The following is a 20633-nucleotide window of genomic DNA, read 5'->3' as shown; positions in this document are numbered from 1 at the left end:
GTCCTTGCTCCGTGGATGGGAGCAAACCCTCAGCCCATCACATCTTCTTCGCCTTGATCTGCTCCACCAGGTAGTCCATGGTCTGCACCGCGCCCTGCTTGTTGCCGGTGATCGACGGCGAGGTCACGTACTTGCCCTGCACCACCACGGTCGGCACGCCGTCGATCTTGTAGGCGTCGGCGATCTTGTTGGCGCGCTGCGAATTGGTTGTCACCGTGAACGAGTTGTACGCATCCACGAAGGCCTTGCGGTCGACGCCGTTCTTGGCCATGAAGTCGGCGATCTCGTTGGTATCGGTCAGGCGCTTGCGGTCGACGTGGATCGCGTTGAAGACCTTCATATGCATGGCGTCGAGCTTGCCGATGGCTTCAAGCGCGTAAAAGATCTTGGTGTGCGGCAGCAAGTCGTCGCGGAACGCGACCGGCACGCGCTTGAACACCACATTGCCGCCCTGCTTCTTGACCCAGGCTTCCAGGTCCGGCTCGAAGTCATAGCAGTGCGGGCAGCCATACCAGAAGAACTCGGTCACCTCGATCTTGCCCGCCGCGACCGGCTGGGGGGTCTTCAGGACCTGGTATTCCTTGCCCTCGGTGGGTGCCGCCTGCGACGGGGCGGACATCAGCAGGCCGCCCACGGCGGCGAACATGGCGAACAGTGCGGCGAGTTTTTTCATTTGAGAACGGCCTTGCGGTTTGGACGATGAGCGTATGACAGCGGCGGCGGCACCCGGTTCATCGGCGCGCCCGCCGCGTATGGCGGGAACCTGTTGCTGCGGTGTTGCGGCGGTTACCGGGTATTAAGCGGTGCCGCCTACTGCTTGGTAAAGCGGATCACCGAAGCCTCGAAACCGGACGACTGCAGCCGGTCACGTGCCTTGTTCATGTCTTCGATGCGGTTGAACGGCCCCAGGCGCACCCGGTACATCTTGACCCCGTTGACGTCACGCTCCGTGATGCGGGCCTCGAAGCCCTGCATCGCCAGGTTGGCCTTCTGGCGGTCGGCGTCGTCCGACGAGCGGAACGCGCCCACCTGCAGCAGGTAGCCCACCTTGTGCGCGTCGGCCTGGGCGATCTCGGCGATCGGGTCGGACACCGGCTTCTCGGCGGGCTTGGTGGCGAGCGGCTTGTCAGCCGGCTTCTCGACGGGCTTGTCCAGCGGCTTGTCCACCGGCTTCTCCGCCGGGCGGGTCGCCACCGGTGGCTGTCCGTTCTGCTTGGGCTCGGGCTCCGGCGCCTGGCCCACCGGCTTGGCGGGGGTCTTGCTCCACAGCGGCTTGTTCGGGTCGCTCGGGCCTTCGTCGGCGCGCTGGGCCGGGGCCGGCAGCTGGCTGGTGACGTTGCCGGGCTCGCTCGGCCGGGGGGCGTGTTTCTGCTGGAACGGCGTCGGCGACTTGGTGATGTACAGGGCGACCACCACGGCGATGGCCAGCCCGACGATCAGCCCGAGCACCAGGCCCAGGAACGTACCGCCGCGCTGCTGGCTGCGGCGGACATTGCGCGACTCGCGCTTGCGTTGCTGTTGCATGAAGTCCTCTTCGGTGATGCCGGGATTATAGAGCCAGTGCCGCCGCCGGCCGCACCGGATCGTGTCCCCGGGGCCGGCGGGTGCCGGGCGCCGGCTGCGTGCTTACATGCGGCGCGGGGCGGACACGCCGATCACTGCCAGGCCGTTGCGCAGCACCTGGCGCGTGGCGGCCAGCAGCGCCAGGCGGGCGCGCTTGACGGCTTCGTCGTCGACCAGCACGCGGTCGGCGTTGTAGAAGGCGTGGAAGTCGCCGGCCAGGTCGCGCAGGTAGAACGCCACCGCGTGCGGCGCCAGTTCGGCCGCGGCGGCCGCCAGCATGTCCGGGAACTCGGCCAGGCGCTGTCCCAGCGCCAGCGCCTGGGCGCTGGCTTCGGCGGCGGTCACGGCGGCCAGGTCGGCGCCGGCCAGCTCGGCCAGGCGCGCTTCCCAGTCCGCGCCGCCCCACGACTCGAAGATCGAGCAGATGCGGGCATGGGCGTACTGGACGTAGTACACCGGGTTCTCGTCGTTCTGCTTGAGCGCCAGGTCGACATCGAACACGAACTCGGTATCGGCCTTGCGCGACAGCAGGAAGAAGCGCACCGCGTCGCGGCCGCGGGTGAAGTGCGCGGGCCAGTCGGCCACGCCCTGCTCCAGGCAGCCGCGGATGGTCTCGTCGCCGCCGTTAGACCATTCGATCAGGTCGCGCACGGTGACGTAGGAGCCGGCGCGCTTGGAGATCTTGACCTCCTCGCCGTTCTTCATCACGGTGACCATCTTGTGCAGCACGTAGTCGGGATAGCCCTGCGGGATGCCGAGGTCCAGGCCCTGCAGGCCGGCGCGCACGCGCGCGATGGTGCCGTGGTGGTCGCTGCCCTGCACGTTGATGACCTTGGTGAAGCCACGCTCCCACTTGGTGGTGTGGTAGGCCACGTCCGGCACGAAGTAGGTATAGGTGCCGTCGCTCTTCTTCATCACGCGGTCCTTGTCGTCGCCGTCGTCGGTGGTGCGCAGCCACAGCGCGCCCTCGCTCTCGTAGGTCTTGCCTTTACCGATCAGCGACTGCACCGCGGCGTCGACGCGGCCGTCGCTGTACAGCGACGACTCCAGGTAGTAGCGGTCGAACTTGACGCCGAAGGCCTGCAGGTCGATGTCCTGCTCGTTGCGCAGGTAGGTCACGGCGAACTTGCGGATCGAGTCGATGTCCTCGACATTGCCCGATGCGGTCACCGGCTCGCCATCGGAGGCGCTGACGGTCTTGCCGGCGAGGAAGTCGGTGGCGATGTCGGCGATGTAGTCGCCGTTGTAGGCGGCCTCGGGCCAGCTGGCATCGCCCGGCTTGAGGCCGCGCGCGCGCGCCTGCACCGACAGCGCCAGGGTCTGGATCTGCACGCCGGCGTCGTTGTAGTAGAACTCGCGGTGCACGTGCCAGCCCTGCCACGACAGCAGGTTGGCGAGCGCATCGCCCAGCGCCGCCTGGCGGCCGTGGCCGACGTGCAGCGGGCCGGTTGGGTTGGCCGAGACGAACTCCACCAGCACATGGCCATGCACGCCGCGCTCGCGCGCGCCGTAGTGGTCGCCCTGGTTCAGCACCGCGCGCAGCACGTCGGCCTTGGCCGCCGGCGTCAGGCGCAGGTTGATGAAGCCGGGGCCGGCGATCTCCATGCTCGCGACCAGCTCCTGCGCGCGCGCATCGGCCTGCACCGCGGCGACGATGCGCTGCGCCAGCTCGCGCGGCTTGCTCTTGAGCGCGCGCGCGACCTGCATGGCGACATTGCAGGCAAGGTCGCCATGGGCGGCCACCTTGGGCCGCTCGAAGGTGACCGCGGGCAAGGTGGCATCGGCCGGGGCGAGCGCGCGCACGGCATCGGTGAACGCGGCGGCAAGATTGGAGGTCTGAACAGGCAGCATGGATGTCTGAAGCCCTGGGGGCTGGTATTCGGGCGCAGGCCCTGCGGGCCACGCCGGTGCCACGAACGCGGCAAGTGACGGCGAATCAACGCCGCGCCGCGTGCCAGGCATGGGAATCGGAAAACGCGCAATTTTATCAGGTGCTATGCTGACATCATGCGCAAGGACGGCCACGGACCACAATCCGCTCCGGCGGCCGCGCCAGACCGTGCCCGAACCGGCGCGGCATCCCGCCCCGGGGACGCCGCCCACCGTACTCCGTGAAAGGAAAAACCATCATGCTGATCACCTTCAAATCCCACGCCGCGCAGGACCTGATCATGATGAAGGACCTGGCCGTGACGCTCCTGGGCATCATCGGCAAGCATCTCGGGGAACGGGGGGTGATCACCGTCGAAGAACTGCCGCACGCGATCCACAAGCTCGAGGCAGCCGTGGCCGATGCGCGCCGCGCGCATCCGGCCGACACGGCCATCGAGGCCCGGCCCGATGCCGAGGAAGAAGAGGAAGAGCCGCTGCACCTGGGACAGCGGGCCTATCCGTTCCTCGACATGCTGCGCGCCTCGCAGCGCGAAGGGGCCAATGTCCTCTGGGGCGTCTGAGCAGGGCCTGCTGGCCGCAGGACATTGAGCGCTGCGCGCCAGTCCAGCGCCCGCGGATAAAAAAACACCCGGCACCACAACTGGTGGCCGGGTTTCCGGACGAGGGTTCCGGAAAGGGGGGAATTCCGGCGGAGCCCCGCTGGCGGGCCAGGGGGTCTCCGATCAGGCCTTGTCGGCCAAGTCCGCGCGCTTATTCCTCATCGGCATGGTGCCGGCCATTGGCCAGCAGCAGCCCGATCACCGCGCCGACGGCCGCGGCAATCGCCACCGCCTTCAGCGGGGATTCGGCCACACGGTGCTGGGCCTGCACCACTGCGCCATCGACGCGTTCGCGCGCGCGCATCATACCGTCGGCTGTCTGGGCGCGCAGGCGGTGCGCCATGTCGCTCGCGCGTTCGCGCAGGCGGTGGCCGGCCTGCAGGCTCTCGGCAGAGCCCTCGCGCGCCAGCACCTGGATGGTGTGCTCGAGCTGCGAGATCAGCGATTTCACTTCGCTGGATACCGGCGCCGCAGCCTCGCGCGTATCGCGCGCGGCATGCTTGATATGGCGGATCGCACTGTCGGCACTGTCGGACAGGTGGTTCAGTTCCTTCCGGACTTTAGGGTTCTGCGTCAGCATACGGTCTCCTCAGATTCGGATCGACGAGGGCGTGATGCCGGCTTGCGCCGGCTTTATCGTCCCCTGCGAACGAGTCCCATCACCGCGGCGACCAGCGCCACGACCAGGAAGATGAAGAACAGGATCTTGGCGATTTCCACGGCGCCGGCGGCAATCCCGCCGAAGCCGAAAATCGCGGCGATCAGGGCGATGACGAAAAATACGAGTGCATATTGCAGCATGGCTAGGCTCCCGAAGATTTCGGACCAGGCCAGGCGCACTGGCTGGGCCCATGTGAGGCTTGCGCCAACGGGTGCAAGCTCATAGCCTCATCGTAGAAAGCCACGCTTCGTGCCAATACCGACAGGCAGCCGATTCCGCTGTAAGTCGAGTCCTACAACCCCCGCAGCGCGCCACGCGGGGCCGCGCGGCGCGGCCCCGGAGGCCGTTTCCGGGTTGACCCATGGCGGTCGATGTGATTCCATGGGCCCTCCCTTGGCGCCGCGGCGGGCGAGCGCGCCTTCATGATAGGAACAGCCCCATGTTCAAGCAGTCGTTTCTCCCTCACACGCTGTTGCTCGCGGGCGGCATCCTGCTGACCCTGGCGGTGCTGGTGGCGTCGGAAACCGGCAATATCCGCCTGCGCGAAAGCTATACCGACGTGATCCGCTCGCAGCGCCTGCAGACCGAGCTGGCCGCGCTCAACGGCGAGCTGGTCAATGCCGAGGCCGGCCAGCGCGGCTTCCTGCTGACCGGCAAGGAAAGCTACCTGGAGCCGTACTACAAGGCGCTGCCGCGCATCGCCGAGCTGATGGCGCAGATCCGCGCGGGCTACGCCAATGACCCCGAGGGCCTGAAGCAGTTCGGCGATACCTCCAAGCTGGTCAACAGCAAGCTCAACGAGATGGCGCTGACGCTGGTGTACGGCAAGCGCGACCTGGAAGTGGCGCTGGACCTGATCCGCACCGACTACGGCAAGCAGACCATGGACAACGCGCGCCGCGGGCTCGACCAGCTGCAGGCGCGCGAGGCCGGTGCGGTCTCGCACCGGCTCGAAGGTGCCGAAAACGACGTGCAGCTGTCGCGCTACGGCATCGGCCTGCTCACCGCCATCAACATCATCCTGCTGATGGCGGTCGGCATCGGCCACGCCAAGCGGCTGTCGATGGCGGAGGCGGTGCGCACCCAGCTGGAAGAGGAAAGCGTGCGGCTGGACCGCAAGGTTCGCGCGCGCACGCGCCAGCTGTCGGCGCTGGCGGCCCACCTGCAGCGCGTCACCGAAGACGAGAAGACCCGCCTTGCGCGCGAACTGCATGACGAACTCGGCGCCATCCTGACCGCGATCAAGCTGGACCTGCACTGGGTGCGCCGCAAGGTACAGGCGGACCAGCCGGTGGCGGCCGAGCGCCTGACGCGCGTGATGCTGCACGTGGACCAGGGCATCCAGATCAAGCGCCGCCTGATCGAGGACCTGCGCCCCACCGTGCTGCTCAACCTGGGCCTGCGCGCGGCAGTCACGCAACTGGTCGAGGAAGTCGGCGCGCGCAACAACTGGGAGACCGACGTCAGCGTGCCCGAAGACCTGCCGGCGCTGCGCGACGAAGCCGCGATCGCGCTGTACCGCATCGTGCAGGAATCGCTGACCAATGCCAGCAAGTACTCCGAGGCCCGGCATGTCGAGGTGTCGCTGGCGTGCCAGGGCGAACTGCTGACGCTGACCGTGCGCGACGACGGGAAGGGCCTGCCGCCGGACTTCGACGCCGGCAGCACGGCCGGCCACCACGGCTTGCTGGGAATGGAGCAGCGCGTCACCGCGCTGGGCGGCAGCATGCAGATCGATTCGTCACCGGATGCCGGGGTCCGGATCCGGATCGAGGTGCCGCTGACCGCATCGGTGCTGGCGCCCGCCGAGGAACCGGAGAGTCCGGAGCCGGCACGCGCCTGAAGGCGCCGCGCTAGGGCGCCGCGTGTTCCTCGATCACGCGGAACACCTGCTCGAGTTCCAGCGACTTGTCGAAGAAGTAGTCGGCGCCCGCCTCGGCGCACTGGCGCCGGTACATCTCGAGCTGGGCGTGGTTGGTGTAGACGATGCGCACCGTGCCGTTGTCAGCGCGCTGCATCGCGCGCAGCACGTTGATGCCGTTACCCTGGCGCAACTGCAGGTCGACGATGGCGACATCGTACTTGCTGGCGGCGAGCAGGCGCAGCGCCATGGCCTCGGTGTCAGCCCAGTCGACGTTCTCGATAAACGGGAAATCCTTCAGGTATTCGAGCAGCATGCCGCGCAGGACCGCCGAATCTTCAATCAGCAGCACGTTCAGCGCCCGGTAGGAAGTGTTCGAATCCTGCTCCGACATATTGTGTATTGCGGGTACCCTTCCGGGGCGGCCCGCGCGGGGCCGCGATTGAACTGCTATTCCACCAGGCCGTTCTTGATCGCGTAGTAGGTCAGGTCGGCGTTGGTCTTCATGCCCATTTTCTCCAGGATGCGCGAACGGTAGGTACTGACGGTCTTGACGCTGAGGAACAGTTCGTCGGCGATCACCGAGACCGACTGCCCGCGCGACAGCTTGCAGAAGATCTGGAACTCGCGCTCGGACAGCATCTGATGCACCGGCTGCTCGGTCGGCTTGTCGAGCCCGCCGATCAGCAGGTCGGCCACCGTGGCGCTGACGTAACGGCGGCCCTGCGCCACCGTGCGGATCGCCTTGACCAGGTCGTCGGGTGCGCTTTCCTTGGTCAGGTAGCCGGACGCGCCGGCACGGATCAGGTTGATCGCGTACTGGTCTTCCGGGTACGTCGACAGGATCAGCACCGGCAAGTCGGGCTTGCGCTGACGGATCAGCTTGAGCACGTCGATGCCGTTGCGGTCCGGCATCGAGATGTCCAGCACCAGCACGTCGAATTCGCCATCGCGCAGCTGCGCCATGACTTCGTCGCCACTGCCGGCCTCGCCGGTCACCTGGATATCGGGTTCTTCGGAAATGAACTGTCGCAGCCCGGCACGCACAATCTCGTGGTCGTCGGCGATCAGGACGCGGATCATGGGGGGCTCCACGGGTTTAGCGGACCGGCACTTCGGCCCGGTGCACGTCGGGTGCAGGCGGAACCGCTTGCGATGTTGTCATTGTAGTGCCGCGCGCGCGCTCAGGCTGTCGGTGTCAGGCTGACAATGGGGCTGACGACACGGCGTGGCGGCAAGGCCGGCCGCGGGCACGCCGAGGCTGCCGCAAAAGCAAAGCGGGACGGATCAGATCCGTCCCGCTTTGCTGCGGCGCGTCAGGCCCGTGAACTTCCCTGGAGGGGGCCCGGCGCGGCCTGCACCGGTAGAGGCTGTGGCTAGTACTGCAAGCGACTACCCGGGTGCTTACTGCGCTTTGGCGCCGGCTTCCGCGCCGGCACTGACGCCCACGTTCGCGTCGGCCTTCGACTTCTTGGTCGACTTGGCGGCGTGCTTGCCATGCTTGGCCTTGCTGCCGGCCTCTGCCTTGGCCGAGCCGGTGGCGTCGGCGGCGGTGCCCACGCCCTTGTCGACGGCGGCGCCCGCGGTCGACAGGCCCTTGTCAGCCGCCGTGCCCGCTGCCGACAGGCCCTTGTCGGTCGCCGCGCCGGCGGTCGACAGGCCCTTCTCGGCCGCGCCCGCAGCACCCGTGGCGGCGCCGCCGACGGCGTTCAGGCCACCCTGTGCCGCCGCAGTGGGCGAGGGCGTGGTCACCGAGGCACCGACATCGGCCTTGGCGCCGACGGCAGCGCCGGTACCTTGGGCCATGGCCAGCGAGGAAGCCGCGGCGATCGACAGGGCGGACAGGGAGAGCAGCAGTTTCTTCATGGACAGACTCCTTTCAGGATGCCCCACGGCGAAACATTCGCCGCGGTGATCACGCTGGTGATTGCGTGTATCGAGCCCTCAGTCTAGGGAGCCGGACTGCGGCGGTCTGTGAGCAGTTGAAAGGCACTGTAAGGAGTTGTGAGGCGGCCCGCACGCCACCTCGGCAGCGCCGTGCGGGCCATCGGCAGCGCTTTTCCTGCTGCATCAACGGGCTGGCGGCGGGGCACCGCCGCCGCCGCTGCCGCCCGGTCGTCGCACCCGGTTACAGGTTGGGCGCGAGCGCGCGCGCCAGCGCGGCGCGGTCCTCATGGCGGCGCGCGACCATGTCGTCGAGCTGGTCCTGGCCGATCTTGCCGATGGTGAAGTAGGTCGACTCGGGATGCGCCAGGTAGAAGCCGCTGACCGAGGCCGCCGGCGTCATCGCCAGCGACTCGGTAATGCCCATGCCGATCTCGGCCGCGTCGAGGAATTCGAACATCGGGCCCTTGACGGTGTGCTCCGGACAGGCCGGATAGCCGGGCGCGGGACGGATGCCACGGTATTTCTCGGCGATCAGCTCGTCGTTGCTCAGGGTCTCGGCGGCGTCATAGCCCCACAGGTCCTTGCGCACGCGCTCGTGCAGGCATTCGGCGAAGCCCTCGGCGAGGCGGTCGGCCAGCGCCTTGAGCATGATCGCGCTGTAGTCGTCGTGGTCGGCCTCGAACTGGGCCTCCTTCTTGTCGACGCCCAGGCCCGCGGTGACGGCGAACATGCCGACATAGTCGGCGATGCCGCTGTCCCTGGGCGCGACAAAGTCGGCCAGGCAGCGGTTGGGCCGGCGCACGCCGTTTACCACCGGGCGCTCGCTCTGCTGGCGCAGGTTGTGCCAGGTCAGCGCGACCTTGGTGCGGCTCTCGTCGGTGTAGATCTCGATATCGTCGTCGTTGACGGTGTTGGCCGGCAGCAGCGCGATCACGCCGTTGGCGGTGAGCCAGCGGCCCTGGATCAGGCGCGACAGCATCGCCTTGCCGTCCGAGAACACCTTGCGCGCCGACTCGCCCACGATCTCGTCGTTGAGGATGTCGGGGAATTTGCCGGCCAGGTCCCAGGTCTGGAAGAACGGGCCCCAGTCGATGTAGTTGGCAAGTTCCGCCAGGTCGTAGTTGCGGAACACGCGGCGGCCGATGAACTTCGGCCTGGGCGGCACGTAGTTGCTCCAGTCGATCGGCGTCTTGTTGGCGCGCGCCTGCGCCAGCGTCACCATCGGCGTGGCCTTCTTGTTGGCGTGCTGGGTGCGGATGCGCTCGTAGTCGCTCTTCAATTCGTCCAGGTACCTGGCCGCGCCCTCATCCGACAGCAGGCTCGACGCCACGCTGACCGAGCGCGAGGCGTCCGGCACGTACACCACCGGGCCTTCGTAGTTGGGCGCGATCTTGACCGCGGTATGCACGCGCGAAGTGGTGGCGCCGCCGATCAGCAGCGGGATTTTCTTCACGCGGAAATAGTCGTCGCGCTGCATTTCCGACGCGACGTACGCCATTTCTTCCAGCGACGGCGTGATCAGCCCCGACAGCCCCACGATGTCCGCGCCCTCGACCTTGGCCTTGGCCAGGATCTCGTTGCACGGGACCATCACGCCCATGTTGACCACTTCGAAGTTATTGCACTGGAGCACCACCGAGACGATGTTCTTGCCGATGTCGTGCACGTCGCCCTTGACCGTGGCGATCACGATCTTGCCGCGCGCCTTGACGTCGCCGCCGGCCTCGGCCAGCAGGCGCTTCTCTTCCTCGATAAAGGGCAGCAGGTGCGCCACCGCCTGCTTCATCACGCGCGCGCTCTTGACCACCTGCGGCAGGAACATCTTGCCGGCGCCGAACAGGTCGCCGACGATGTTCATGCCATCCATCAGCGGGCCCTCGATCACCTCGATCGGGCGGCCGCCGCGCGCCGCCACCTGCTGGCGCACTTCCTCGGTGTCCTCGACGATAAAGGTGGTGATGCCGTGCACCAGCGCGTGCGCCAGGCGCTCGGCCACCGGCACCGGCTGCTCGGGCGTGCCGCGCCAGGCCAGGTTCTCTTCCTTCTTCGCGCCGCCACCCTTGTAGCGGTCGGCGATTTCCAGAAGGCGGTCGGTGGAATCCTCGCGGCGGTTCAGCACCACGTCCTCGACGCGCTCGCGCAGTTCGGGATCGAGCTGGTCATACACGCCGAGCTGCCCGGCGTTGACGATGCCCATGTCCATGCCAGCGCCGATGGCGTGGTACAGGAACACGGTGTGGATGGCCTCGCGCACCACGTCGTTGCCGCGGAACGAGAACGACACGTTCGAGACGCCGCCGCTGACCTTGGCGTACGGCAGGTTCTGCTTGATCCAGCGCGTGGCCTCGATGAAGTCCACCGCGTAGTTGTTGTGTTCCTCGATGCCGGTCGCGACCGCGAAGATGTTCGGGTCGAAGATGATGTCTTCCGGCGGGAAGCCGACTTCATTGACCAGGATGTCGTAGCTGCGCTGGCAGATCTCGGTCTTGCGCGCGAAGGTGTCGGCCTGGCCCTTCTCGTCGAAGGCCATCACCACGCTGGCCGCACCGTAGCGGCGGATCAGCTCGGCGTGATGGCGGAACTGTTCCTCGCCCTCTTTCAGCGAAATCGAGTTCACCACCGGCTTGCCCTGCACGCACTGCAGGCCGGCCTCGATCACCTCCCACTTGGACGAATCCAGCATGATCGGCACGCGCGCGATGTCGGGCTCGGACGCGATCAGGTTCAGGAAGCGAACCATCGCGGCCTTCGAATCCAGCATGGCCTCGTCCATGTTGATGTCGATGATCTGCGCGCCGTTCTCGACCTGCTGGCGCGCCACCGCCAGCGCCTCGTCGAACTGGCCGTTCAGGATCATGCGCGCGAAGGCCTTGGAGCCGGTCACGTTGGTGCGCTCGCCGACGTTGACGAACAGCGTGTCGTCGTCGATGGTGAAGGGCTCGAGGCCGGACAGGCGCATCGGGCGCGGGGGCAGTTTGTTATCGCTCATGTTGTCGGGCTCTCGGGCTCAGGCGGCGTCGCGATACTGGCCGGGCCAGCTGCGGGGTTTCTTGTCGGCCACGCGCTGGGCGATGGCGGCGATATGCTCGGGGGTGGTGCCGCAGCAGCCGCCCACCAGGTTCACCAGCCCGGAGGCCGCGAACTCTTCCACCAGCGACGACGTGACCTCCGGCGTTTCATCGAAGCCCGTGTCGCTCATCGGGTTGGGCAAACCCGCGTTGGGGTAGCACGACACCGCGGCATCGCAGATCTTGGCCAGCTCGGCGATATACGGACGCATCAGCGTCGCGCCCAGCGCGCAGTTCAGGCCGAAGGTGACCGGGCGCGCGTGGCGCAGGCTGTTCCAGAACGCCTCGACGGTCTGCCCCGACAGAATCCGGCCCGAGGCATCGGTGACGGTGCCGGAGATCATCACCGGCACGCGCTCGCCGGTGTCCTCGAACAGCTGGTCGATGGCGAACAGCGCGGCCTTGGCGTTGAGCGTGTCGAAGATGGTCTCGACCAGGAACACGTCGGCGCCGCCTTCGAGCAGCGCCTTGCCTTGTTCGTAGTACGACTCGCGCAATTCCTCGAAGGTGACGTTGCGCGCGCCGGGATCGTTCACGTCGGGCGAGATGCTGGCGGTCTTGGGCGTCGGGCCGAAGGCGCCGGCGACGAAGCGCGGCTTGTCGGGCGTGCTGTACTTGTCGCAGGCGGCGCGCGCCAGGCGCGCGGCCTCGACGTTCATCTCGTACGCCAGCCCGGCCATCTTGTAGTCTTCCTGCGCCACGCGCGTGGCGCCGAAGGTATTGGTCTCGATCAGGTCGGCGCCGGCGGCGAGGTATTGCTCGTGGATCTCGCTGATGACCTGCGGGCGCGTCAGCAGCAGCAGCTCGTTGTTGCCCTTGACGTCGACCTTGTGGTCGGCGAAGCGCGTGCCGCGGTAGTCGGCCTCGCTCAGCTTGTAGCGCTGGATCATGGTGCCCATGGCGCCATCCAGGATCAGGATGCGTTCTTGCAGCAGCCGGGGCAGCTCGGCAGCCCGGGTGTAGGGGCGCGGTGCGGCCGCGCGGGAATCAGGGGCACTCATGGCGGGGAACTCAGGAAAGGCGGGGCCGGCGGAGCTTCGACGGTAGGCCGCGGTGGCCGATGGCGGCCAAAGAGGTGCGATTTTATCAGGTGTATCAAGGCCTTGCGGGCGCCGTCGGTTGCCTGCCGGACGCTCTGGCGCCTACACTGAGAGACGTAAACATCACCGTCCGGCGACTCGCGCCGCACCGCTTCCGACCATGCAACACCTGTCCCCGACCGATGCCCACGCCTTGCTGGCGCAATCGCCCGAGACGCTCTTCATCGACTGCCGCAGCGAGATGGAATACCTGTTCGTCGGCCATCCCAAGGGCGCTCACAACGTGCCCTGGAACGACGGGCCCGACTGGGAGGTCAACCCGCATTTCGTGCAGATGGTGAAGAAGCTGGCCGGGCAGGCCTCGGCGCGGCCGGTGCTGCTGATCTGCCGCAGCGGCAACCGCTCGTCCGCCGCGGCACGCGCGCTCGAGGGCGCGGGGTTCTCCAACGTCCGCTTTGTGCTGCACGGCTTCGAGGGCGACCTCGACGCGGAGCGCCACCGCAATACGCTCAACGGCTGGCGCCACGACGGGCTGCCGTGGGAGCAGTACTGAGCCATCGCACTCCGCCGCAAGCAAGCAAAAGCCCGCCGAAGCGGGCTTGGTCCTCGTCGCGAAACCGGGCGGGCGGCGGCTCGGGCGCCGGCCCGGCGTGGCCGCTCAGTGCATCACCAGCGGGTGTGTCATCACGTTGTCGAACTTGCCGAGGAAGTCATCGACCTCCTCCACCGATGGCTCGCTTTCGATCAGCCGCTTGACGTCGGCACGGAAGCTCTCGGCGAGCTGGCCGCCGAGGAAAATCTCGCGCTTCAGGTTCTTGTCGACAATTTCGTAGCCCCCGAATTCGAGCGGCGCTTGCTCGACATCCGCACCGAATTCGACGATGCAGTAGTTGTCGCTGTTGTAGATCATTTGCATGGCACACCTCCTGGGCGTCATGGATGGGCGGCTCGCCCTTGTGGTTCTTGCCTCAGTTGTTGCCATGAGGGGGCGCCGCGGCTTTACCTCCAAACTTGGGGTGACGGGCGGGATATCAAGTTATTCGCAAGTTATTCGGTGCCTGTCACCACGTTGCCACGATTTTCTGCCTTACATGAATTGGGCATCGGCCAATGCAACAAGTTTCTTGAGCCTGGAACATCAGTGTGTTGCTTGTCACGGAACGTCGCACTGGCCCCCGCATGCGGCGCTCCCCAAAAAGGCGTCCAGCGCGGCGTGGAAGCGTTCCGGCTGCTCCACGTGCACCAGGTGCGCCGCTTGCGGCACCACCTCGAGCCTGGACCCGGCGATCGCCGCGGCAATGCTCTGTGCCATCGCCACGGTGGCGCCCTGGTCCTGCTCGCCCGCTATTACCAGCGTAGGACAATGAATGCGGGAAAGCGCGCCCGCCAGGTCAAAAGCCATGATGGCCTCGGCCACACCCACGTATCCGCGTACCGGAGTCGCCACCAACATGTCGCGGATACGCAACACTTCCTCGGGATGTGACGCATGGAACGCCGGCGTCAGCCAGCGGCCCAGGGTGGCATCGGCCAGGCCCGCCATGCCATGGGCCTCGGCCTGGCCGATTCGGTTGTGCCACATCGGGTGCGCTTCCATCGGAGTCTGGCTGTTGGTCGCCACCAGCGTCAGTGACAGCAGCCGCTCCGGATGGCGCAGGCCCATGCTCTGCCCGATCATCCCGCCTACCGAGATGCCGCAGAAATGCGCCTGCGGGATCTGCAGCGCATCCATCACCGCGACCACGTCATCGGCAAGCCGCGTCATGGTGTAGGGCCCGAGCGGGGCATCGCTGGCGCCGTGGCCGCGCAGGTCCGGTCGCACCACGCGGTAGCGCCCGGCCAGATGGCGGGCAGTGATGTCCCACAGGGTATGGTCGGCAGCCAGGGCGTGGGTCAGGATCACCCAGGGCCCGTCGGCGCCGTCCAGGCGCACGTGCAGGTCGGCGCCGTCGGCGTGGATGCGGCGGGTTTCGGTGGGCGGCGTGGCAACGGTCATGGCTGGGACTCCTTTCGGTCAAGCATGCGTGGACATGGGCGCACCGGCGGCGCAAACCTGCAGCGCTACGGTCCTTCCTTGCCGCGGTACACCAGGTCGATCTGGGTGCCGTCGGGCTCGGTCTGGCGCAACCGCACCGGCATCCAGCCAAGCGACGGCGCCAGCCAGACCTCGACGCGGCGCCGGTCGTTGGCGCGGCGCGGCAGCCGCACAAAGTGCTTGGCGCGCACCACGCCCTGGCCGGTGTCGACCTCGACCTCTCCAACATACTGCACTTGCATCGGTTCGACATCCCGGGTGTCGGCCACCTGGAACGATTCCGTCACACCGGGCGTGACGTAGCGCTGCGGATTGCCGCGCACCAGCCCCACCAGCTGCAGGAAGACGCTGAAGCGGTCCTGCGCGCCCGGCGGGAACGGCGCCTGCGCGCCCGAGGCAAAGGCCACGGTGCCGGCCGCGGTGTCGATGCGCGAGGCCTCGACCTTGTTGCGGCGGCGCTCTTCATAGCGTTCCGGCAACAGCCCCTGCTCGGTCACCGCGCCGCTGCTCTGGAAGGCAAAACGGAACCACAGCACGCGGGTCTCGACCGCGAGCCGGTAGCGGCTGCCGTCCTGCTCCCAGCGGATCAGGCCGTCCGGGTTCTGCACGCCGTTGACGAAGCTGGCGTAATGCATGGTCGCCGACGGCGGCGCGCTGTAGCGCACGCCGTTGACCCCGCCCTGTGGCCCGCCGGACGGGGCCGGCGCGGCGGTGGCTGCGGACGCGGCCGCGCTGCCTTCGCCGCCGCTGCCGGTGGCCATCTCGGTAGCGCCCTGCGGGCTGGCGGCAAGCGGTGGCGCCGGCTCTGGTGCGGGGGCCGGTGCGGGCACTTCCGGTTCAGGCCGCGGTGCCGCGGGCTTGGGCTGCGGGCGCGGCGCGCGCGCGATCGGTCGTGGCTTGGGCGGCGCTGGCGGCGCCGGCGGCGGCAGCAGCACGGCTTCCAGCGTGGGGGTGTCGCTGACGTCGACCGGGATCAGCGGCCCGGGCATGCGCACCAGGCCCACCACCGCCAGCAGGTGGACCAGCAGCACCAGCGCAATCACAAAAATCCAGCGGCGCCGGCGCCAGACGCGGGGATCCGCGCCGCGCCGGGCATCAGGTTCAGGCGTGGCCGGTTTGTCCGGCCGGCGTGGCGGCACCAAGGTAGCCGAGTTCCGATGAGAGCTGTTGGGCGATGGCGCGCACGCGGCGATCCATCGTACCGCCCCATTCTGCATCGAATATGCTTTGCGCGCCCAGCACGATCAGGCCCATGGCGAGATGGCCGTTGGCGTCGAACACCGGCATCGAGAACGCGTTGATGCCCGGCAGCACGCCGCCGAGCGTGCGCGCGGCGCCGTGCGCGCGCACCTCGGCGCAGATCGCGTCGTAGTCGGCCAGCGTGCGCGGCATGTCGGGCACGCCGTCATGGCCGCGCGCGCCCAGTTCGCGCTCGATCAGCGGCAGGGTCTGCTTGCGCGGCAGGTAGGCGCCGTAGAGCCGGCCGGTGGCGGAGTTCAGCATCGGCATCACGTCGCCGAGGCGCAGGCTGACGGTCACGGGATGGCTGGACTCTTCCCAGTGCACCACCGTGGGACCGTGGTTGCCCCACACCGCGATGCCGGCGGTCAGGTCCAGCTCGTCGCGCAGCTGCGACAGGATCGGGCGCGCCTTCTTGACCGGGTCGAGGCGGTTCAGCCCGGCCAGCCCCAGCTGCAGCGCGAACGGACCCAGGTCATAGCGCCCGCTGACCGGGTCCTGCGCCACCGCGCCGAGCCGCATGAAGCTGACCAGGTAGCGGTGGGCCTTGGCCGGGTTCATGTCGGCGGCGGCGGCCAGGTCGCGCAGCATCATCGCGCGCGGCGATGCCGCCAGCGCCTGCAGCAGCCTGAAGCCCACCTCGATGGACTGGATGCCGGAACGCAGCTTGGCGTCTTCTTCTTCGATCTCTGACATGCGGGTGGCAGGGCGTGTGCTTGGTGGCTTGGGGGGAGCGAAAAATCCTAGGTAAATTTACTATAGCGAAATCGATTTACCAATTTTTAAGCGCTCGGTAGACTTTCTTCGCTACAGACCTGGCCGGCGGGCGCACGTGCAGCCCGCCATACCGGGCCCCGTTTTACCATGGAGACCCCCGATGCGCCCCACTGGCTACTTCCGCCCCGCCCTCGCCGCCCTTGCCGTTGCTCCCCTGCTTGCCGTGCTGTGCATCGCCAGCGCGCCCGCGCGCGCCGACAACTGGCCGTCGCAGCCGATCCGCTGGGTGGTGCCCTACCCTGCCGGCGGCGGCACCGATGTGGTGGCGCGCACCGTGGCCCAGGCGATCACGCCGGCACTGGGCAAGCAGGTGGTGATCGACAACCGGCCAGGCGCCGCCACCATCGTCGGCGCCGATGCAGTGGCGCATGCCAGGCCCGACGGCTACACCGTGCTGACCGCCGATACCGCCACGCTGGCCGCCAATCCGTCGCTGTACAAGAAGCTGCCGTACAACGCCGACAAGGACTTCGTCTATATCGGCCAGCTGGCGCGCTTCCCGCTGGTGCTGGTGGCCAACCCGAATTTCCCCGCGCGCACGCTCAAGGAAGCGATCGACTATGCGCAGAAGCATCCGGGCAAGGTCAACTTTGCCTCGCCGGGCGCCGGCAGCCCGCACCATCTGGCGATGGAGCTGTTCATGGACCAGACCCGGGTGAAGATGACGCACGTGCCGTACAAGGGCGCCGCCCCCGCGGTGCAGGACCTGCTCGCAGGCCAGGTCGACCTGATGTTCCTGGACCTGGCCTCGGGCCAGCAGAACGTGCAGGCCGGCAAGCTGCGCGCGCTGGGCGTGGCCACGCCCAAACGGCTCACCGTGCTGCCGAGCGTGCCGACCGTCGCCGAAGGCGGCGTGGCCGGCTTCGAGGCCTACGCCTGGCAAGGCATGGTGGCGCCGGCCGGTACGCCCAAGGCCGTGGTCACGCGGCTGAACGCCGAGCTGGTCAAAGCACTGAAGACGCCCGAGGTGCAGAAGAAGCTGGAAGGCGTGGGCGTCGAAGCGGTGTCGAGCACGCCCGAGGAATTCGCCAGCTACGCGCGTGCCGAGGCCGAGCGCTGGGGCAAGCTGATCAAGGCCAAGGGCATCACGGTCGACTGAGCGGCGCGCGCGCCGCGTTAGACTAGCGCCCACACTAGCGCCCATCGCGCCTGCCCGGCAGGCGCCCCCGATCCCTACGTATCCCATGAAACTCGCAACCCTGAAGGACGGTTCGCGCGACGGCCAGCTGGTGGTCGTGTCGCGCGACCTGAAGACCGCGCACTTCGCCACCGACATCGCCGGCAAGCTGCAGACCGTGCTCGACGACTGGCAGTTCTACGCACCGCAGCTGCAGGACCTGTACGACGCGCTCAACGGCGGCCGTGCGCGCCATCCGTTCCCGTTCGCGCCCAAGGACTGCATGGCGCCGCTGCCGCGCGCCTACCAGTGGGCCGACGGCTCGGCCTACGTCAACCATGTCGAGCTGGTGCGCAAGGCGCGCGGCGCCGAGATGCCGCCCGAGTTCTGGACCGACCCGCTGATGTACCAGGGCGGCTCCGACGATTTCCTCGGCCCGCACGACGACATCGTCTGCGCCAGCGAGGCCTTCGGCATCGACTTCGAGGCCGAGGTGGCGGTGATCACCGGCGACGTGAAGATGGGCGCCACCCCGGAACAGGCCGGCGAGGCCATCCGGCTGGTGATGCTGGCCAACGATGTCTCGCTGCGCAACCTCATTCCGGCCGAACTGGGCAAGGGCTTCGGCTTCTTCCAGAGCAAGCCGGCGACGGCGTTCTCGCCGGTGGCGGTGACCCCCGACGAGCTCGGCGAGGCCTGGCGCGAGCGCAAGGTGCACCTGCCGATGACCGTGCACTGGAACAGCAAGAAAGTGGGCCAGCCCGACTGCGGCACCGACATGGTGTTCGACTTCGGCCAGCTGATCGCGCACATCTGCAAGACCCGCAACGTGCGCGCCGGCAGCATCGTCGGCTCGGGCACGATCTCCAACGTGGATCGCAAGAAGGGCTACTGCTGCATCGCCGAGAAGCGCATGCTCGAGACCATCGACGAAGGCAAGCCGGTGACCGAATTCATGAAGTTCGGCGACGCGGTCAAGATCGAGATGTTCGACGCCCAGGGCCATTCGGTGTTTGGTGCGATCGACCAGCTGGTGGCGGCCGCCTGAGGCACGCCGGGCCGGGGGCGCAGCCGCGCGCCGGATTTGCATATAATTAACCGACCGATCAGTCGGCAAATTAATCGTGCTTCCGGCGCTCGCGCTGGCATCCACTTCAAAGGCCCTCATGACCACGTCCTCCGCAGACACCTCTACCCTTTCGCCGCGCTACGAGCGCTACCGCGCGCTGACCCTGCGCCGCCACGGCCCGATCCTGGAAATCGTCATGGGCGCGGCCCAGTCGGCCAACCAGAAGCTGGCCACCGCCGACGCCAGCATGCACCGCGAGCTGGCCGAGATCTGGCGCGACGTGTCCGCCGACCCCGAGGTGCGCGTGGCGCTGATCCGTGGCGAGGGCAAGGGCTTCTCCGCCGGCGGCGACCTGGCGCTGGTCGAGGACATGGCCAACGACTTCGACACCCGCACGCGCGTCTGGCACGAGGCGCGCGACCTGGTCTACAACGTCATCAACTGCGACAAGCCGGTGGTCTCGGCGATGCACGGGCCGGCGGTCGGCGCCGGGCTGGTGGCGGGCCTGCTGGCGGATATCTCGATCGCGGCGAAGACCGCGCGCATCGTCGACGGCCATACCCGGCTGGGCGTGGCCGCCGGCGACCATGCCGCGATCGTGTGGCCGCTGCTGTGCGGAATGGCCAAGGCCAAGTACTATCTGATGCTGTGCGAGTCGGTCAGCGGCGAAGAGGCCGAGCGGATCGGCCTGGTCTCGCTGGCGGTGGATGAGGACGAACTGGTGGCACGCGCGTTCGAGGTGGCCAACCGGCTGGCGGCAGGGTCGCAGAGCGCGATCCGCTGGACCAAGTACGCCCTCAACAACTGGCTGCGCATGGCCGGCCCCGCTTTCGATACCTCGCTGGCGCTGGAATTCATGGGTTTTGCCGGCCCCGACGTGCACGAAGGCATGGCGAGCCTGCGCGAAAAGCGGCCGCCTCAGTTCAGGTAACGACGACGCAGCCGCGCTCCCGGAGGTCCGGGCACCGGGCTGCGCCGCACACGGAGCGCGCGACCATGTTCGGACAGATTCCCGATTTCACCAACGGCTTCGACTTCATGCGCCGGCTATGGGGCGGCGGCGCGGGCATGCCTGCCGGCCTGATGCCCGGCCTGCAGGCGATGACGCCGCCGATGGACCTGGAAGACCTCGACAAGCGCATCGCCGACCTGAAGGCGGTGGAAAGCTGGCTGCAGCTCAATACCAACCTGCTGCGCACCACCATCCAGGGACTGGAAGTGCAGCGCGCCACGCTGGTCGCGCTGCAGACCTTCGGCAACGCGCTGTCGCCCGAGGCGATGCAATCGGCGATGGAGAACGTCGCGCGCGCGGCCAACGCGCCCAGCGCCGAGGCGCCGCAACGCACCGGCGCGGATACCGGCGCCGGTACCAGTGCGGACACGGGCAGCGCCGCGCAGCCCGAGCCGCCGGCCGCCGAGCCGGCGCAGGCAGCCTCCAGCGACGCCGATGCAGCCCAGGCGCCCAACGCCGCGCTGTGGTGGGACATGCTGCAACAGCAGTTCAACCAGATTGCCAGCAGCGCCGCGGCGGCCAGCATGGTGCCGTTCGGCATGGGCGGCTTTGGCGCCGCCGCGCCAGCTGGCACCACCCAGTCCGGCGCAGACCAAGCGAAGACCGCGGCAGCCGGCAAGTCGCCTTCAACAGGTACCGCCAGCCCCGCCGCGAAGCAGGCGCCGGCAAAGAAAGCGCCGGCGAAGAAAGCGGCTGCCAGGAAGCCGCCCAAGGCCACGCCGGCGCGCGAGACCGAGGATGGCAATGGCGGCAACGGCAAAGGCGGTGGCAGCAACGGCACCGGCGGCAGCGTCACCAACTGAGCCTGCCGC

21 protein-coding genes are annotated in these 20633 nt (G+C 68.0%); 7 read left to right on the top strand and 14 right to left on the bottom strand.

Annotated elements, in window-relative coordinates:
• Nucleotides 1–37 precede the first annotated feature (37 nt).
• The 3 genes from ACEI37_RS11605 to argS form a co-directional block, all read right to left on the bottom strand.
• The gene (locus ACEI37_RS11605) at nt 38–673 is read right to left on the bottom strand and encodes a thiol:disulfide interchange protein DsbA/DsbL (RefSeq protein ID WP_373379011.1); all 636 of its coding nucleotides are present in this window, start codon (nt 671–673) and stop codon (nt 38–40) included.
• A gap of 137 nt (nt 674–810) precedes the next feature.
• Entirely contained in the window at nt 811–1524 is a 714-nt protein-coding gene (locus ACEI37_RS11600; protein WP_111520517.1) for an SPOR domain-containing protein, read from the bottom strand.
• A gap of 102 nt (nt 1525–1626) precedes the next feature.
• Entirely contained in the window at nt 1627–3414 is a 1788-nt protein-coding gene (argS, locus tag ACEI37_RS11595; protein WP_373379010.1) for an arginine--tRNA ligase, read from the bottom strand.
• A 278-nt stretch (nt 3415–3692) separates the two neighbouring features.
• Between argS and ACEI37_RS11590 the strand changes: the two genes are divergently transcribed.
• Entirely contained in the window at nt 3693–4016 is a 324-nt protein-coding gene (locus ACEI37_RS11590) for a DUF1840 domain-containing protein (protein ID WP_115703022.1), read from the top strand.
• A gap of 190 nt (nt 4017–4206) precedes the next feature.
• Here ACEI37_RS11590 and ACEI37_RS11585 read toward each other — a convergent pair whose 3' ends face one another.
• Nucleotides 4207–4635 carry a DUF883 family protein gene (locus ACEI37_RS11585; RefSeq protein ID WP_111520520.1) on the bottom strand — a complete coding sequence of 143 codons (429 nt, stop codon included), beginning with the start codon at nt 4633–4635 and terminating at the stop codon, nt 4207–4209.
• 53 nt (nt 4636–4688) lie between these two features.
• Nucleotides 4689–4856, bottom strand: coding sequence for a DUF1328 domain-containing protein (locus ACEI37_RS11580; protein WP_010812883.1), 168 nt, complete (start codon nt 4854–4856; stop codon nt 4689–4691).
• Between the two features lie 299 nt (nt 4857–5155).
• Between ACEI37_RS11580 and ACEI37_RS11575 the strand changes: the two genes are divergently transcribed.
• Nucleotides 5156–6559: a CHASE3 domain-containing protein gene (locus ACEI37_RS11575; RefSeq protein ID WP_373379009.1), complete on the top strand. Its 1404-nt coding sequence runs from the start codon at nt 5156–5158 to the stop codon at nt 6557–6559.
• A gap of 10 nt (nt 6560–6569) precedes the next feature.
• On the opposite strand, the gene ACEI37_RS11570 is transcribed toward ACEI37_RS11575, so the two are convergent.
• The 5 genes from ACEI37_RS11570 to ACEI37_RS11550 form a co-directional block, all read right to left on the bottom strand.
• Nucleotides 6570–6971 carry a response regulator gene (locus ACEI37_RS11570; protein WP_373379008.1) on the bottom strand — a complete coding sequence of 134 codons (402 nt, stop codon included), beginning with the start codon at nt 6969–6971 and terminating at the stop codon, nt 6570–6572.
• A 56-nt stretch (nt 6972–7027) separates the two neighbouring features.
• On the bottom strand, nt 7028–7660 hold the full coding sequence (locus tag ACEI37_RS11565) for a response regulator transcription factor (RefSeq protein WP_012351438.1): 633 nt from the start codon (nt 7658–7660) through the stop codon (nt 7028–7030).
• A gap of 321 nt (nt 7661–7981) precedes the next feature.
• Nucleotides 7982–8443: a hypothetical protein gene (locus tag ACEI37_RS11560; protein WP_252677875.1), complete on the bottom strand. Its 462-nt coding sequence runs from the start codon at nt 8441–8443 to the stop codon at nt 7982–7984.
• Between the two features lie 262 nt (nt 8444–8705).
• Nucleotides 8706–11453, bottom strand: a complete 2748-nt coding sequence (gene metH / locus ACEI37_RS11555) for a methionine synthase (RefSeq protein ID WP_373379007.1) — start codon at nt 11451–11453, stop codon at nt 8706–8708.
• A gap of 18 nt (nt 11454–11471) precedes the next feature.
• Entirely contained in the window at nt 11472–12533 is a 1062-nt protein-coding gene (locus tag ACEI37_RS11550) for a homocysteine S-methyltransferase family protein (protein ID WP_111520524.1), read from the bottom strand.
• A gap of 199 nt (nt 12534–12732) precedes the next feature.
• On the opposite strand from ACEI37_RS11550, the gene ACEI37_RS11545 reads away from it, so the two are divergent.
• A complete protein-coding gene (locus ACEI37_RS11545; RefSeq protein WP_018006652.1) occupies nt 12733–13125 on the top strand; it encodes a rhodanese-like domain-containing protein in 393 nt (130 codons plus the stop codon).
• Nucleotides 13126–13230: 105 nt separating this feature from the next.
• Here ACEI37_RS11545 and ACEI37_RS11540 read toward each other — a convergent pair whose 3' ends face one another.
• The 4 genes from ACEI37_RS11540 to ACEI37_RS11525 form a co-directional block, all read right to left on the bottom strand.
• Nucleotides 13231–13488 carry a DUF3567 domain-containing protein gene (locus ACEI37_RS11540; protein ID WP_012351433.1) on the bottom strand — a complete coding sequence of 86 codons (258 nt, stop codon included), beginning with the start codon at nt 13486–13488 and terminating at the stop codon, nt 13231–13233.
• A 237-nt stretch (nt 13489–13725) separates the two neighbouring features.
• Entirely contained in the window at nt 13726–14568 is an 843-nt protein-coding gene (locus ACEI37_RS11535) for an alpha/beta fold hydrolase (protein ID WP_373379005.1), read from the bottom strand.
• Between the two features lie 65 nt (nt 14569–14633).
• Nucleotides 14634–15650: a DUF3108 domain-containing protein gene (locus ACEI37_RS11530; protein WP_373379004.1), complete on the bottom strand. Its 1017-nt coding sequence runs from the start codon at nt 15648–15650 to the stop codon at nt 14634–14636.
• Between the two features lie 58 nt (nt 15651–15708).
• On the bottom strand, nt 15709–16542 hold the full coding sequence (locus ACEI37_RS11525; protein WP_373379003.1) for an IclR family transcriptional regulator: 834 nt from the start codon (nt 16540–16542) through the stop codon (nt 15709–15711).
• 181 nt (nt 16543–16723) lie between these two features.
• Between ACEI37_RS11525 and ACEI37_RS11520 the strand changes: the two genes are divergently transcribed.
• From ACEI37_RS11520 to ACEI37_RS11505, 4 genes are all read left to right on the top strand, one after another.
• Complete coding sequence (locus ACEI37_RS11520; protein ID WP_373379002.1) at nt 16724–17722, top strand: Bug family tripartite tricarboxylate transporter substrate binding protein; 999 nt, start codon at nt 16724–16726, stop codon at nt 17720–17722.
• A gap of 85 nt (nt 17723–17807) precedes the next feature.
• Complete coding sequence (locus tag ACEI37_RS11515; RefSeq protein WP_062796229.1) at nt 17808–18788, top strand: fumarylacetoacetate hydrolase family protein; 981 nt, start codon at nt 17808–17810, stop codon at nt 18786–18788.
• Nucleotides 18789–18906: 118 nt separating this feature from the next.
• On the top strand, nt 18907–19740 hold the full coding sequence (locus ACEI37_RS11510) for an enoyl-CoA hydratase/isomerase family protein (RefSeq protein WP_373379001.1): 834 nt from the start codon (nt 18907–18909) through the stop codon (nt 19738–19740).
• A 65-nt stretch (nt 19741–19805) separates the two neighbouring features.
• A complete protein-coding gene (locus tag ACEI37_RS11505; RefSeq protein WP_373379000.1) occupies nt 19806–20624 on the top strand; it encodes a PhaM family polyhydroxyalkanoate granule multifunctional regulatory protein in 819 nt (272 codons plus the stop codon).
• Nucleotides 20625–20633: the final 9 nt, after the last annotated feature.

The organism is Cupriavidus nantongensis (assembly GCF_041726985.1).
In the GTDB taxonomy this organism is placed as follows: domain Bacteria; phylum Pseudomonadota; class Gammaproteobacteria; order Burkholderiales; family Burkholderiaceae; genus Cupriavidus; species Cupriavidus nantongensis_A.
Note: the sequence above shows the minus strand (reverse complement) of the source record. Positions and strands in the feature narration are given on the sequence as shown.

Bases quoted from the DNA above. Each gene is read 5' to 3' on its own strand.
- metH (WP_373379007.1), bottom strand. From the start codon at position 11,453: ATGAGCGATAACAAACTGCCCCCGCGCCCGATGCGCCTGTCCGGCCTC.
- ACEI37_RS11515 (WP_062796229.1), top strand. From the start codon at position 17,808: ATGAAACTCGCAACCCTGAAGGACGGTTCGCGCGACGGCCAGCTGGTG.
- ACEI37_RS11535 (WP_373379005.1), bottom strand. From the start codon at position 14,568: ATGACCGTTGCCACGCCGCCCACCGAAACCCGCCGCATCCACGCCGAC.
- argS (WP_373379010.1), bottom strand. From the start codon at position 3,414: ATGCTGCCTGTTCAGACCTCCAATCTTGCCGCCGCGTTCACCGATGCC.
- ACEI37_RS11550 (WP_111520524.1), bottom strand. From the start codon at position 12,533: ATGAGTGCCCCTGATTCCCGCGCGGCCGCACCGCGCCCCTACACCCGG.
- ACEI37_RS11510 (WP_373379001.1), top strand. From the start codon at position 18,907: ATGACCACGTCCTCCGCAGACACCTCTACCCTTTCGCCGCGCTACGAG.
- ACEI37_RS11605 (WP_373379011.1), bottom strand. From the start codon at position 673: ATGAAAAAACTCGCCGCACTGTTCGCCATGTTCGCCGCCGTGGGCGGC.
- ACEI37_RS11575 (WP_373379009.1), top strand. From the start codon at position 5,156: ATGTTCAAGCAGTCGTTTCTCCCTCACACGCTGTTGCTCGCGGGCGGC.
- ACEI37_RS11585 (WP_111520520.1), bottom strand. From the start codon at position 4,635: ATGCTGACGCAGAACCCTAAAGTCCGGAAGGAACTGAACCACCTGTCC.
- ACEI37_RS11560 (WP_252677875.1), bottom strand. From the start codon at position 8,443: ATGAAGAAACTGCTGCTCTCCCTGTCCGCCCTGTCGATCGCCGCGGCT.
- ACEI37_RS11545 (WP_018006652.1), top strand. From the start codon at position 12,733: ATGCAACACCTGTCCCCGACCGATGCCCACGCCTTGCTGGCGCAATCG.
- ACEI37_RS11590 (WP_115703022.1), top strand. From the start codon at position 3,693: ATGCTGATCACCTTCAAATCCCACGCCGCGCAGGACCTGATCATGATG.
- ACEI37_RS11565 (WP_012351438.1), bottom strand. From the start codon at position 7,660: ATGATCCGCGTCCTGATCGCCGACGACCACGAGATTGTGCGTGCCGGG.
- ACEI37_RS11520 (WP_373379002.1), top strand. From the start codon at position 16,724: ATGCGCCCCACTGGCTACTTCCGCCCCGCCCTCGCCGCCCTTGCCGTT.
- ACEI37_RS11570 (WP_373379008.1), bottom strand. From the start codon at position 6,971: ATGTCGGAGCAGGATTCGAACACTTCCTACCGGGCGCTGAACGTGCTG.
- ACEI37_RS11600 (WP_111520517.1), bottom strand. From the start codon at position 1,524: ATGCAACAGCAACGCAAGCGCGAGTCGCGCAATGTCCGCCGCAGCCAG.
- ACEI37_RS11505 (WP_373379000.1), top strand. From the start codon at position 19,806: ATGTTCGGACAGATTCCCGATTTCACCAACGGCTTCGACTTCATGCGC.
- ACEI37_RS11525 (WP_373379003.1), bottom strand. From the start codon at position 16,542: ATGTCAGAGATCGAAGAAGAAGACGCCAAGCTGCGTTCCGGCATCCAG.
- ACEI37_RS11580 (WP_010812883.1), bottom strand. From the start codon at position 4,856: ATGCTGCAATATGCACTCGTATTTTTCGTCATCGCCCTGATCGCCGCG.
- ACEI37_RS11540 (WP_012351433.1), bottom strand. From the start codon at position 13,488: ATGCAAATGATCTACAACAGCGACAACTACTGCATCGTCGAATTCGGT.